Origin of the sequence: Agrobacterium sp. NPDC090273 (genome assembly GCF_044772305.1) — a bacterium.
GTDB lineage: Bacteria > Pseudomonadota > Alphaproteobacteria > Rhizobiales > Rhizobiaceae > Agrobacterium.
In genome coordinates, this window is record NZ_JBIVYN010000011.1 from 132543 (window position 1) to 146036 (window position 13494).

Below are 13494 nucleotides of genomic sequence, written 5' to 3' on the forward strand. Positions count from 1 at the left end.
CTTGTTTTACCGAGCGGCGTTCAGACGCCTTTCGATCCGTGCGCTGCAGTAGGTCAGCGGTATGCAGATGAGGAAGTAGATGAGTGCGACCGCCCCGTAGACCTGCAATGGCTGGAAGGTGATGTTCGCCATAAGTTGGCCCGAGCGGGTCAATTCCGTCAGACCCAGCAATGCTGCAAGCGCAGTTCCTTTAACCAGGTTGACGAGGAAGCTGATAGTCGCCGGCAGGCCGATGCGAAACGCCTGCGGCAGGACGATGTCGACCATGCGGTGAGCGTAACTGATGCCCAGGGCACGTGCCGCCTCGCTTTGTCCATCAGGGACGGCCTGAATGCTGCCACGCCAGATTTCGCCGAGAAATGCACTTGTATGCAAAGACAAACCAATTGTCAGTGCCACCCAGACATCAACCTTGAAGCCAAGCAGCGGCAGGCCGAAATAGACGAAGAAAAGCTGGATAAGCAGCGGTGTTCCTTGAAACACCTGAATATAGGCAGCCATCAGGATGCGTAGCATCTTCCATTTGCTGGTACGCCCGAGTGCCACGGCAAGCCCTAGTGCGCCACCGACAGTAAAAGCCAGAAGCGACAGGACAACGGTCCAACGCGCACCTTCCAGCAGGAACAGGAATTCTCCCCAACCAAATTGACGGATCATCGCGTTGCCTCACTTTACCGGATAGGAGAAATAGACCCGGCCAATCATGCCGAGAGCGACGGAGAAGAACTGCGAAAGCACCAGATAGATTAAGCCGAGGGCGAGATAGATCTCGAAGCTGCGGAACGTCTGGGAATCCAAGGTCTGGGCAAAATAGGTCAGTTCTTCCGCGGAAACCGAAGACATCAGACTCGAGTTCAGCATCAACAGGATGAACTGGCTGCAGAGCGCCGGGTACACCGCCCGTATTGCCGGGCGAAAGACGATGAAACGGTAAATGTCGATGGTGTGAAGGCCGAGCGCTCGGCCCGCCTCGACCTGGCCGGCGCGAATGGACTGGACACCGCCACGAACGATCTCCGCCGCATAGGCCGCGCAATTCAGCGTCATGGCAAGGATCGCCGCCTGCTCGCCGCTCAACCGGATGCCGATCGCCGGCATGCCGAAGAAAACGAAGAACACCTGAACAAGGATCGGCGTGTTGCGGATCAGTTCGATGTAACCGATGGCGATGGCCCGCAACGTGGGCTGCTGGCTCATGCGCATCAACATGAACACGATACCGAGGCTCAAGCCGAATATCATCGATAGGGACGACATTTTCAGCGTGCCAATCACGCCATCGACAAAGATCGGCCAGGCGGCAAAGACGGGAGCGAAATCGAATGTATAATTCATCGGCCGCTCCTTAGTGATTGAGGATCTGGCTGAGGAACGTCTTGGTCCGCTCGTGGCTCGGATTGCTGAAGAACACGTCCGGCTTGGCGCTTTCGATGATTTCGCCACGATCCATGAAGATGACGCGGTGCGCGACGGCACGTGCGAAACCCATTTCATGCGTCACACAGATCATGGTGATGCCGTCGTCCGCCAACGAAATCATCGTATCGAGCACTTCCTTGACCATTTCCGGGTCGAGCGCCGAGGTAGGCTCATCGAACAGCATGATCTTGGGATCCATGCACAGCGCCCGGGCAATCGCGACGCGCTGCTGCTGCCCACCGGACAATTGCGCCGGGTATTTCTGAGCCTGTTCTGCGATATGCACCCGCTCGAGGTAACGCATCGCCTTGTCCTTTGCCTCGGCGACAGATGCCTTGCGAACCCGGCGCTGCGCCAGCATGCAATTTTCAAGAACGCTCAGGTGGGGGAAAAGATTGAACTGCTGGAAAACCATGCCGACATCGCGGCGAATGTGATCGGCATTATTGCCCTTATGCCCGAGTTCGGTACCGTTGACGACAATTGTACCTTCCTGGATTTCCTCCAGGTGATTGATACAGCGGATCAGTGTGGACTTTCCCGAGCCGGACGGGCCGCAGAGCACGATATGCTCACCCCGAGCGACGTTGAGGTCAATGCCTTTGAGGACATGCAGTGGGCCATACCACTTGTTGACGCCGATCATCTCAATGGTTTTTTCCGACATGCTGGACCGGTTCATGGCCAGTTTCCCCTTTTTGTTCTCAAGCTTTTGGTGCGATTTCGAATATGGCGTCGACCTCGACAGACGATCCACGCGGCAACGATCCGGCACCGAGCGCCGTACGGGCATGGCGCCCCTTGTCTCCAAATATCTCGACAAGCAGATCAGAGGCGCCGTCGATCACGGCCGGATGGCCCTTGAAATCTGGCGGAGCGTTGACGAAACCTCGAAGCTGGGCGCAGGCGACAACACGCTCGAGATCGCCTTCAACAGCCTCATTCAACCGCGCCACAAGATTGAGCGCGCAAAGACGGGCAGCCTGGTAACCGTCTTCAGGAGAGATATCCTGACCAACGACACCGACATAATGCTCGACACCATCGATCCTGGGGATCTGGCCCGATACAAAAACGAGATTTCCGACAAGCCTGTACGGAATGTAGTTTCCTGAAGCTGGGGCAATCGAAGGCAATACGATACCCAGCTCGGCGAGTCGTGAGGCGACACCAGCCATAGCAGCTTTCCATTTGCTTTTTGAACGCGCGGACTGCGCGGACCATGTTCCCGGAGCCAGTCGTCATCCCTCCCGTCAGGTCAGGTCGATCGCTGGATCGCTTTTTCTGGAACTAAACATTATTGAAATAGTACCTCCTGTCAATACAAAAACAAGAGATACTATCTCTTTGAAAAAATCGATCAGGACCAATCGTAAGACTATGATATTATACAGTTTTAATTATCAAGTCTCGATAATCTCCCGTCGAATGTCAAAAGGGTTCATAATTTTTTTCAGTTGAACCTCTTGGAAATCGCGATCCAAACGGGCCCAAACAACACACTTCGAGCAAGTGTGCGCACTCTTTATGCGGGAAAACCTACCAATGAGGTAGCATCACTGTAGCAAGTCATGCTACCTTGTCCGCATGAGATGAGTGCCGGAGGAGGCAACGAACGACATGGGTGACTTTTGGATACACTAACTGGCCGGACCATACAGGCATTAAAAACGCACATCAGCGACAGCCGACTGGAAAACGGCTTCAAGCTGGGTTCGCTGAACGATTTGTCTCAGCAGTTCGGCGTCAGCCGAACGGTCATCCGTGAGGCGGTCGCCGCATTGCGCTCTGACGGAGTTGTCGAGGCACGACATGGCGTCGGCGTGTTCGTGAAAGATGCGCAGCGCATCATTCCTGAAGAACCCGGCACATTCGATGCCGATACTGCACTTGCACCGCTCTCCCGCCTCAAGACGTCGTTCATGGACCTGCTCGAGTTGAGAATGGCATTCGAGGTCCATGCTGCAGGGCTTGCAGCCGTCAGGCGCTCCTGGGCGCAGGAATCGAATATCTGGAACGCTGCGCGTGAGTTCGAAGCCTCGCTCGAGAATGAATCAGCGCTTGATCATCTCGACTTTGTATTTCACCGCTCCATTGCCGAGGCGACCAACAACGGAGCGTTCATTGAGTTCTTCAGTTTGATGAGCCTGCAAATTCTGCCGCAGCCTGCCTTTTCCAAAGCGCTGAACCCTGCCCTCATCACGCCTGATTATGTTCAGAACACTGTCGTCGAGCATCGCGCGATCTGTGAGGCGATCAGCACCGGCAATTCAGAAAAGGCACGCGAAGCAATGCGTGCGCATTTGAACCGGAGCCATTTGCGCTATCGCGGCTTTTCAGATGGGGGAACTTCACCTCTCAGCAATGTTGCCCGAGAGGAATGACGGGTCGTTGGATTACCCGCCCCTCTCTCGGCAGCGTCAGAGTGAAGTCCTGATCGCATTCCACGACGCCGCATCAGGTGCCGCCAGAAGATGGCCGCCCGTCATGGTTGGTCTGTACGTCTCGCCCTCCATGGTCGCAGCATGTCCGCCCGCTTCGGCATGGATCAAAACACCTGCTGCGTGATCCCAGGGCTTCAGGCTTTCATTCAGGCAAAAGCTCATCGCACCGGTTGCCAGCATGCGATATTCCCACGCCGAGCAACGCCATGTCGTGACGCGCAGAAAGTTCAGCACGCGAGTGGCAAGCTTTTCGCGACGGTCCGGCTCGAACATGTGCAATGGAATGAAACCATGCATCTCCTCAAGCGGTGTCGGCGCAGCAACCGATAGCCGCGTTTGCGTGCCATCCAGAGCCACGTGCCAGGCCCCATACCCCCGACGGGCCACCAGAAAGTCGCCGAGCACAGGATAGTGGATGAGACCTGCTATGGTCTCGCCACCGGAAACGATGGCGAGGATGCTGCCGAACATCGGGGTGCCGTGGGCGAAGTGCCAGGTGCCATCGACAGGATCAATTACCGCGGCAAGATCGGCCGCTGCAAGCCGCGACAGAACGGATGCATCCTCAGACACAGCTTCTTCGCCAATGATCGCAATGCCCGGAAAGCGCGCGGTCAACCGTGCGCTCAGGCTCTTTTCTGCCGCGATATCCGCGTCCGTGACGAGGTCATCGACCATCGTCTTGGCGCGCATGGCGTCAGCGGTGACGCCGCGAAAACGCGGCATGATCTCAGCCTTTGCCACGTCACGCATATCGTCCATCAACGCAGACATGAGTTCGTCACTAACGGCTTTCATGCGTGCCGCGCCTCGATATAAGCCTTGAGGGCTTCCGGCTGATCCGTCTGAAAAACGCTGATACCAGCATCCATCAAACGGCCCCAGATGCTATCCGGGTCGATCATCGCCTTGTCATCCCGCCATTCACCGCTTCCAACCTGATCGAGCGTGTTGATCCACAGAGCCATTTTGGCTTCACGGAAGAGATCCCGATTTTCCGCAATCGTTTCGATGCGATCGAAACGCATCTCGCACATGAAGGGTTTGATTTCAGAGAGAAGCGCCATGGTGTCGTGAAACTCGCCGGCAGTGAATTTGGCCATGGCCATGAACGGTACGCCGTCGATGTTCTGATCCTGTACCCAATCGAGTTCATCGCGTGTCATGACGCGTGTTTTCAGATCGACATAAGACGCTGCCTGCATATCGCGTGCGCAAGCAGCGACTTCCGGGAAAAGACCGCGATCCTTGAGATCGAGATCGGCAAAGATGCGACCTCGAATGATCTCCAGCGCCTGCTTCAGGGTCGGGATGCGCTGGTCGGACACTGCCCGGCCTTCCCCGCCGTCATCTTCGCGGAGCGCAATGGCCTGCAATTCCGCCATGGTGAAAGTTTCTGCGTCGCGATCGATACCAGCCATACGCAGCAGCGTATCGTCATGCATGATGAACAGTTCGCCATCAGCACTTTTGCGAATATCGAGCTCAACGATATTGGCACCGACAGCAATCGCCCGCTCGATTGCGGCAAGGCTGTTTTCAGGCGCCCCGCGCCACGCACCGCGATGGGCAACGATTGCGGGAGCACGCTTGGGATCGGCGATGTAGTCCTGGTAATGCGTCATTTTGTTTTCCTTGGAAATGTCCAGGCGACAGCCTGAAAAGAAGGTTTGATCCACGACGCTTCGTCAGCCTGCGGCAGCTATCGCGAGCATCGGGCCGCCGCGCTTTCGCGCGATGACCGCGAGAAAGCAGGGCGAAAACTATGGTTCAGTGATATTCCTTGATGCCTTCACGCACGATTTCCACCGGCTTCAGGGCACCGGGAATGGCACGACCGGTTTCCCCGTCGAAGAGATGCAGGCGCTCGACCGAGAACGACAGGGATAGTGTCGGCAGCGCGCCAATTTCTGCGCCAAACGGAGTCGCAATGCGCAGCTGCTGACCGGCCAGATCCGCCTCGATGATCTCGTGCGAACCAAGATCCTCACGGTAGCGAATTTCCGCTTTGAGAGAACCGCCTGATATGACGACAACATCCTCCGGGCGGATGCCAAGCTGGAAATTGCCTCTACCGTCGTAATTCGCCACGGCCTGCCCGTCCGGCAGGCGCAACGTTGTGCCATCACCCGTCACGTTGAGAACGTTCATCGGCGGCGCACCGATGAATTTTGCGACGAAGACCGATGCTGGGTGATGATAGATTTCCTTCGGCGTGCCGAACTGCTCAACTCGACCCTTGTTCAGGATGAGGATGCGATCGGCCAATGTCATCGCCTCCACCTGATCATGGGTCACGAAGACGCTGGTTGCGCCGATGCGACGATGCAATTCAGCAAGTTCGACACGCATATCGTGGCGCAACTGCGCATCAAGGTTGGAAAGAGGCTCATCGAACAGCAAAACGCCGGGCTCGCGAATGATCGCCCGTCCGATTGCGACACGCTGGCGCTGCCCACCCGAGAGCTGGCTTGGCTTGCGGGCAAGCAGATCGGCAAGGCCAAGAGTCTTAGCGACAGTGGCGACCCGCTCTGCACGCTCGGCCTTCGAAACGCCTGCGACCTTGAGACTGTAGGCCATGTTCTGAGCTACGGTCATATGCGGATAAAGCGCATAGTTCTGGAACACCATGGCACAACCACGATGCTTCGGCTCGAGATCCTGGACCTCGCGTCCACCGATCATGATCTTGCCACCGCTGACCCGCTCAAGGCCGGCGATCATCTGCAAAAGTGTTGACTTGCCGCAGCCGGACGGACCCAGAACAACGGTAAACTCGCCCGGTCGCAGGGCCACATCAAGTGGCGGAATGACGACCGTCTTGGCATCATAGGCCTTGGTGACCCCCATGAGTTCGATATCAGCCGCTGCGGCACCTTTAGCAATCGCGGTCATTGGTCATTTCTCCGAGAGAACAAGGCCCTGAACGAGAAAGCGCTGCAAAAGTGCGATCATCGAAAGGGGAATGAGGGATACGAGTACGGCACCGGCCATAATCATCGGGTAATCGGGAACCTGCCCATCATTGTCGGGCACGAGGCGGGCAAGGCCCACCACCGCCGTCTGCATGTCCGGCGTCGAAGCGCCCACCAGCGGCCACAGATACTGCGTCCAGCCGCTGAGAAAGGTCAGGACGAACAGGGAGGCAACACTGGTGCGGGCAAGCGGCAGAAGGATATCGAACAGAAAACGGATCGGCCCTGCCCCATCCATACGCGCCGCCTTGAACAGATCCTTGGGCAGCGTCATGAAAAACTGTCGAAACAGGAAAGTACCCGTTCCATGCGCCACCAATGGCGCGACCAGGCCCAGATGCGTATTGAGCACGCTGAGTTCGAGATGCACCGGTGCGCCGAACATGCTGGTAATGAGGGTATTGAGCCCGGTCACATCCAGCACCGCATTGAGCGGAGAGAAGATGTTGGACGCGACCTGGTAGGTGGTGATCACACGAATATCGAGCGGCAGCATGATCGTTGCAAGGATCAGCGCAAATATCACCCCTGCCCACCGTACGCGGAAATAGACGATCGCATAGGCCGACAGGAACGACAGCGCACACGTGGCGAATGCGTTGGAGAAAGCCACGATCAGGCTGTTGAGCATCTGGACCGGGATGCGCGTGTCTTTGATGACCTTGCCGACATTGGTGAAAAACTCGCCACCCGGATACCAGGCAAGCCCGTTGCGCAGCAGGAATTCATAGGACTGCGAGGCAGTAGACAGCGTGAGATAAAGCGGTCCGACAATATAGACGATCCCGATGAACAGCAGGATGCTGGCAACGATGTTGATGGAGCGTGCGTTCTCGATCATTTTTCAGCGCTCGTAGTTGATGCGTCGGCCGATGAAGAGGAACTGGCAGGCCGCAATGAGAATAACGAAAACCATGAGGATCGCGGTCTGCGTGGAAGCACCTGAGAGGTCATACCCCCTGAAACCGTCGACGTAGATCTTGTAGACCATCAGGGTCGTGGAGCCACCCGGGCCGCCACCGGTGATCGTGTCGATCAGGGCGAAGACCGACGTGATGCTCTCGGTAAATTCCAGAACGAACGTCAGAAACAGTTGCGGCATGATGAGAGGAAGCTGCACATCGGCGATACGCCGCCATGGGCCAGCGCCATCCATTGCCGCAGCCTGATACATGGTGTGCGGAATGGACCGCAGACCGGCAAGCAGGATGACGAAATTGAATGGAATTCCGCTCCAGACATGTGCCGCCACCAGCGTGATAAAGGCGTCCGTGCCATCGATACCCGGGTTCCAAAGACCGGGAAACAGTCCGTTGAGCGGCGCCATGATGCCGACAAACGGATTGAAGATGAAGGCAAAGACAACGCCGATCGAAGCACCAGCGATACCCTTTGGCCAGACGAGAATGTTGCGCGCCGGCAGCGACATGCGGATCTTGCGGTCTGCCGCAATCGCCAGCATCAACGGCACAGCAACGGCAAGGGACGACGCCGTCAACATGAAGATGATCGTCCGCCAGCCGGCAATCCAGAACTCCGGGTCAGACAGGACGCGGGAGAAATTCTCGAATCCAACGAATTGCGAACCGCCGCCGAACGGCTGTTCCAGGTAAAAGGACCAGTAAAAGGCCTGAAAAACAGGCACGTAAAAAAACAGCAGGATCAGCAACATCAGGGGCGCCACCAACAGGATAGGCAGCCAGCGATTGCTGAACAGGAAAGAATCCGACGACATGGAAAAAGTCCCAGAACAGGAGACAGGTGCGGGACGGCACTGCGCCCCACACCGCGGATGCTAGGCTTGGATCAAGGCAGCGTCTTACCCTTGTAGGTCTGCTCGAACCGACGCAGCAACTGGTCGCCACGCGTCTTGGCGTTATCGAGCGCGACCTGCATGGTCTGCCGTCCTGCGAAGGCTTTTTGCGTCTCTTCCATGAAGACTTCGCGGAACTGGACGTAGAAACCGAGGCGAATGCCACGTGTATCTGGCGTCGAGGGCTGATCCATGGACGCCACGCCAACCTTCGCAGTGGCATATTTGGGTGAATTTGCCTCGTTGCTCTTGGCAATCTCATCAACGACGTCCGTCGTCACCGGCACGTAGCCGGTCGCCGCGGTGAAGAACATCTGCTGTTCCGGGCGACGCAGGAAGTCGAGGAACGACTTGGCCGCTTCGATCTCGGCCTTGTCATGACCCTTCATGACATAGATGGAGGCGCCGCCGACAAAGGTGTTGTGACGCTCGTAGCCCTTGTACATTGGCGCCATATCGACCGTCAGTTCGTATTTGCCCTCAAACGCCTTGGCGGCGGCGGTGTATGAGCCTGATGAACCTTCCATCATCGCGCATTCGCCGGCATTGAATGCCGCTGCATATTTGCCGGCCTTAGTGTCGGCATCCAGCCTGACGAGCCCTTCATTTCGCCACTCGACGAGATTGGCGAGATGCTTGGCGGCAAAGGTCGTGTTGATGACATATTCAGCGTCGAGGCCATCATAACCATTGTGCTTTGTCGCAATCGGCAGACCGTGACGCGCCGAGAACTGCTCCAGCACACGCCAGGTATCGCCATCCGTGACGAAGGGACATGCATGGCCGGCGGCCTTCAGCTTGCGAGCTGCATCAATAACCTCTTCCCAGTTCGTCGGCGTCTGCATGACGCCCGCCTTCTCCAGTTCCGTCTTGTTCGTGTAGAACAGAAGTGTCGAAGAGTTGTAAGGCTGTGCGAACAGCTTGCCAGCGGATGTTTCGTAGTAGGCGCGCGCGCCGCCGATGTAATTATCCCACTTCACATCAGGCATCAGATCCTGCACCGGCTCGACAGCATCGGATAACATAAGGTCCAGAGTGCCAGCGTCGAAAAACTGGATGAGAACCGGATGGTTCTTGGCACGATAGGCGGCGATCGCTTTCTGCATCGACACTTCATAGCTGCCCTGTCCAACACAGTTGACCTTGTGCTCACTCTGCGCCGCGTTGAAGGCATCGCACTGCGCCTTTATGGCAGTCTCGACAGGGCCGGTATTGCCATACCAGAACTCAATATTGGTGGCCTGCGCCGCGCTGGCACATCCGAGAAGTGCGACAGTCGCCGCCAAAGTGAACTTTTTCATCATGCCCTCGCTGATTTTGCGGCGAGCCTATCTGGCCCTGCCTGCGACGGCGGATTACTACACTTTATGTGTAACAATTAGATGACAAAGCAATGCGCTTGAAAACCCTCAACTTTGGCTATAAGTGCTGAAGTCAACACGACTGAAAGAATGATATAAAATACACTTTATGGGTAAGGCTTTGACGGTAATGAGAGCCTATAGCGCAGAAGCCCTGATCCCCGAGCGTTTTCGCCGTACGGGCGAGGTGGATGTTGTATCTCCCAATGAACGGCGGCTGCTGCAGCTCATCTGGCGAAACCCGGGCATCTCGCGTTCGGAAATCACCGGACATACGGATCTCACGCAGCAATCCGTACATCGCATCCTCGACCAGCTATCGGACCGTGGAATTATATTGCTGGGCTCGGCCAAACCGGGAATGGGCCGCGGCCAGCCAAGCCCGATGCTGCGCCTGAACGGGGCGCATGCTTATGCCTGCGGCATCTCGGTCAACACGGATGTGATTGGCATTTGCATTACGGATTTCGCCGGAAAGACCCTGGGCGAGCGCGAAGTAACGCTACGCGAAACAACCATGAGCCAGGCATTGCAGCTCGTGAAACAGCAGGTCAGAGACCTGCAAAGGCAAAACGACCTCAAGGACGAAAATTTCTTCGGGACCGGCTTTGCCATCGCCGGCTACCACATCGATGGCACCCGTCACAATGCACCGCTTCCTCTGCATGAATGGTCGCTGATCGAGCTTGGGCCAATCATCGCCGACCTGTTCGACCGGCCGGCTTGGGTCATCAATGGCGGCAAGTCGGGTGCGATAGCCGAATCCATGTTCGGGGCTGGCCGATTCATCCGGCACTTCGCATATCTGAGTTTCAACTACGGTTTTGGCGGCGGCGTCATCAGCGATGGAGAACTTCTGCAGGGCGGCAACGGCAATGCAGGCGAATTCTCCGGCATGTTCGACGCGGAGGAATCGGAACGTCGCCCGGCGCTCCAATATCTGATCGACCGGCTGAACCGAAACGGCATCAACGTGCCCTCGATCCACTACATGCGCCGAAACTTCGATCGGAACTGGCCAGGCGTCAACGAATGGCTGGAAGAAACGACGCCCGCTTATAACCGCCTCATCAATGCCATTCGCGCCGTTATCGATCCGCAAGCGATCGTATTTGGTGGCCAGATCCCCCCAGACCTCGCCCGAATGATGATCGACAGATCGAAACTCTTCGACCGCCCACGATATGGCGTCCACCGTCCCGGGCCTAAGCTGATCGTATCGGAAATAGCAACCGATGCTCCAGCCATCGGCGCCGCCATCATGCCCTTCCGCCGAACATTTTATTAGCGCAGAACCCGACGTCTCGGCGCCAGTGCAGCCACTGTCAAAACAACAGCCTCCGTTGCTGGCGGTTATGGAAATCGGCATGGCAGAGAAACATTCCCATGAGCGACGAGAATTTGTGACGCAGAGATGAAATACCCCTTGTCAGTCCCGCTATTGATGTTTAAGAGGGGCCCGCACGACGCAAGCGTTGTGCCCGCGGAGAGGTGGCAGAGTGGTCGAATGCACCGCACTCGAAATGCGGCATACGGGCAACCGTATCGTGGGTTCGAATCCCACCCTCTCCGCCATAATCAACGCTAGGGCGTAATTTCCAAACTAATTTGATTCACGGCATGGTCGCTAAGATTTTTCCATCACCGCACGAACGCATGGTGAGGGCACAGGGCTTCAGTTGGTCGACTTCGCGTAATAGCTTTCACATAACGGCATAGAGGCTGAAACGCGTTCAGAACGTCAGTGCGTTGGCTGTCATCCTTAGCCCCAAGATTGGAATAATCAAAATCGCGGCGCAAGCAGCGGCGTTTTCGGGATCAAGATGAACGACAACATCTGGCCATTGCCTCTTGTGGCTAAGACGCTATCATGACGGTGCTATTGGACGGTTAGCTTTGGGAGGAGCGATACGTGAGACGCATGTGGCCAGACGAATTTGCCTTTCTGCTAGACGGCGCGGAAGAGGTAGACCTGCATATTCCACCGGTGGCACACGAAGATGGCTCGCCTGGGAAAGCGACATCGAGAAAAGCCTTGAAAGCCCGGATCAGCCAGCAGGATTTCGAAAAGATTTGGCCTCTCGCAGAGGCCCGCTACCGGCTGGACGGCAAGTTTTCGGGCAAGGCGATCACACTCATCGCCAACAATCCCCATTACCAAAAATGGCATCCCGCCGATGGTGGCGCTGTCGAAAATATATCCGATAGCGGTCACAAATACACGACGAACTACGTCATCGTGCATTTCCTCATGGATGACGTTCGCGAACCAGTCGAAGCGTGAATTGCCCAGCGTGGCTCCCTGCCAGAAATAGGGCCGTTAGCGCGATCTTCTGGCCGGCCTGATTGCTACAAAAAACAGCCGCTAGAATCGCGGCTGTTTATAGTCAATCGCAGCGATGACCACACCTTCACAACAAGATGGATGTCGTCCGGCGAGACTTCGGCGGGGTGGATCAACAGTTTTCACTGACGACAACGTTGAACGGGAGGATTGATTGGAAGGCGGGATGTGGTCCTGCCGTCGTCAACACCTTGATCATAGCGCAGACTGCCTGATGGGCAATTTCAACGACAGGGTGAACAAGGAGAACATCGATTTCGCCAGAGGTAACGCGGCTGCGCGTACTTCTCGTCATTTCGCATCCAATCAGCGTAATGTCATTCCTCCCGCTCTTTTCAATGCCAGCGCATATGCCATCGATCCCACCGCCGGCAGCAAAAAGGACCGAAAGGCCTGAATGCTCTTTGAGCAGTTCCAATGTGACCCTTTCGGCTGTTTCATCGGACTCTTCGGTGCTCTTGGTGTTCAAGAGTTCAAGCGCAGTGGTTTGCGTTCTGAGAAAGCTTCTGAAACTCGCCTCGGCCTGTTGCTGACAGGTATACCGTTCAGATCCCACGAGAACGACCGCCTTGCCCGGGCGGGCAAGCCGGTTAGCAAACCAGCCTGCAGTGCGCCCGAGTTGATGGTCATTTGCCCCAACAAAGCCAGCACGTGCGGGTGACGAGATATCCGAGATCATTGCCACGACGGGTATCCCACGCCGCGCGAGTTCATCTGCTGCAGCACTGACCACCGGGTGATCGATGCATACGCAGGCGATCGCATCGCATTCCTTGCCAAGTTCCACGAGAGCATCGGCCGCTCTGTCCGGATCGGTATCGGTGAGATGGCTCACAACGAAATGGCCTCTCACCGCAACGGTTTTCCTGACAATTTCCGTCAATTCCTGAGCAAGCTCAGAGTAAAGCAGCCTGCTTCGACTGTTAAGAAGAAAACCGAAGCGCCGCTCCGGCGCATCGCCAAGCAGCCTGTTGCGGATCGTCTCTACGCCATAGAATCCGATATGTTCTGCAACAGCGAGAACGTGCTCCATCGTCGAGGGCTTAACCTGCCCTCGGCCACTGAGAATACGATCGATCGTGGAAACGCTAACTCTCGATTCTCGGGCGAGATCATCGATTGTTTTATGCCGGGACAC

14 protein-coding genes and 1 tRNA gene are annotated in these 13494 nt (G+C 56.4%); 4 read left to right on the forward strand and 11 right to left on the reverse strand.

Going from position 1 to position 13494, the window contains the following annotated elements; genetic code table 11:
* Positions 1-6: 6 nt before the first annotated feature.
* From ACIQT8_RS23335 to ACIQT8_RS23350, 4 genes are read right to left on the reverse strand one after another with little or no spacing between them, the layout of a single operon-like run.
* Positions 7-657, reverse strand: a complete 651-nt coding sequence (locus tag ACIQT8_RS23335; protein ID WP_138793580.1) for an amino acid ABC transporter permease — start codon at positions 655-657, stop codon at positions 7-9.
* 9 nt (positions 658-666) lie between these two features.
* Positions 667-1335 (reverse strand): amino acid ABC transporter permease, encoded by a 669-nt coding sequence (locus ACIQT8_RS23340; protein ID WP_400970366.1) that lies wholly within the window; start codon positions 1333-1335, stop codon positions 667-669.
* A gap of 10 nt (positions 1336-1345) precedes the next feature.
* Entirely contained in the window at positions 1346-2086 is a 741-nt protein-coding gene (locus tag ACIQT8_RS23345) for an amino acid ABC transporter ATP-binding protein (RefSeq protein WP_400970467.1), read from the reverse strand.
* Between the two features lie 37 nt (positions 2087-2123).
* A complete protein-coding gene (locus tag ACIQT8_RS23350; RefSeq protein ID WP_138793578.1) occupies positions 2124-2597 on the reverse strand; it encodes a RidA family protein in 474 nt (157 codons plus the stop codon).
* A 453-nt stretch (positions 2598-3050) separates the two neighbouring features.
* On the opposite strand from ACIQT8_RS23350, the gene ACIQT8_RS23355 reads away from it, so the two are divergent.
* On the forward strand, positions 3051-3803 hold the full coding sequence (locus ACIQT8_RS23355) for a FadR/GntR family transcriptional regulator (RefSeq protein WP_138793577.1): 753 nt from the start codon (positions 3051-3053) through the stop codon (positions 3801-3803).
* 36 nt (positions 3804-3839) lie between these two features.
* Here ACIQT8_RS23355 and ACIQT8_RS23360 read toward each other — a convergent pair whose 3' ends face one another.
* The 6 genes from ACIQT8_RS23360 to ACIQT8_RS23385 form a co-directional block, all read right to left on the reverse strand.
* Positions 3840-4661, reverse strand: coding sequence for an inositol monophosphatase family protein (locus ACIQT8_RS23360; RefSeq protein ID WP_400970370.1), 822 nt, complete (start codon positions 4659-4661; stop codon positions 3840-3842).
* A complete protein-coding gene (locus tag ACIQT8_RS23365; protein ID WP_400970373.1) occupies positions 4658-5488 on the reverse strand; it encodes a glycerophosphodiester phosphodiesterase family protein in 831 nt (276 codons plus the stop codon). The genes ACIQT8_RS23360 and ACIQT8_RS23365 overlap by 4 nt, the downstream gene beginning before the upstream one ends.
* Before the next feature lie 145 nt (positions 5489-5633).
* The gene (locus ACIQT8_RS23370; RefSeq protein ID WP_400970376.1) at positions 5634-6758 is read right to left on the reverse strand and encodes an ABC transporter ATP-binding protein; all 1125 of its coding nucleotides are present in this window, start codon (positions 6756-6758) and stop codon (positions 5634-5636) included.
* A 3-nt stretch (positions 6759-6761) separates the two neighbouring features.
* Positions 6762-7679, reverse strand: a complete 918-nt coding sequence (locus ACIQT8_RS23375; RefSeq protein WP_400970378.1) for an ABC transporter permease subunit — start codon at positions 7677-7679, stop codon at positions 6762-6764.
* A 3-nt stretch (positions 7680-7682) separates the two neighbouring features.
* Positions 7683-8573, reverse strand: coding sequence for a carbohydrate ABC transporter permease (locus tag ACIQT8_RS23380; RefSeq protein ID WP_262527298.1), 891 nt, complete (start codon positions 8571-8573; stop codon positions 7683-7685).
* Positions 8574-8644: 71 nt separating this feature from the next.
* Positions 8645-9952, reverse strand: coding sequence for an extracellular solute-binding protein (locus ACIQT8_RS23385; protein WP_400970381.1), 1308 nt, complete (start codon positions 9950-9952; stop codon positions 8645-8647).
* 190 nt (positions 9953-10142) lie between these two features.
* Between ACIQT8_RS23385 and ACIQT8_RS23390 the strand changes: the two genes are divergently transcribed.
* The 3 genes from ACIQT8_RS23390 (at position 10143) to ACIQT8_RS23400 (ending at position 12296) form a co-directional block, all read left to right on the forward strand.
* Complete coding sequence (locus tag ACIQT8_RS23390; RefSeq protein WP_400970470.1) at positions 10143-11300, forward strand: ROK family transcriptional regulator; 1158 nt, start codon at positions 10143-10145, stop codon at positions 11298-11300.
* A gap of 197 nt (positions 11301-11497) precedes the next feature.
* Positions 11498-11587: transfer RNA gene (locus ACIQT8_RS23395), tRNA-Ser, on the forward strand.
* A 346-nt stretch (positions 11588-11933) separates the two neighbouring features.
* The gene (locus tag ACIQT8_RS23400) at positions 11934-12296 is read left to right on the forward strand and encodes a hypothetical protein (RefSeq protein ID WP_400970473.1); all 363 of its coding nucleotides are present in this window, start codon (positions 11934-11936) and stop codon (positions 12294-12296) included.
* Between the two features lie 172 nt (positions 12297-12468).
* Here ACIQT8_RS23400 and ACIQT8_RS23405 read toward each other — a convergent pair whose 3' ends face one another.
* Positions 12469-13494 carry a LacI family DNA-binding transcriptional regulator gene (locus ACIQT8_RS23405; protein WP_400970384.1) on the reverse strand — a complete coding sequence of 342 codons (1026 nt, stop codon included), beginning with the start codon at positions 13492-13494 and terminating at the stop codon, positions 12469-12471.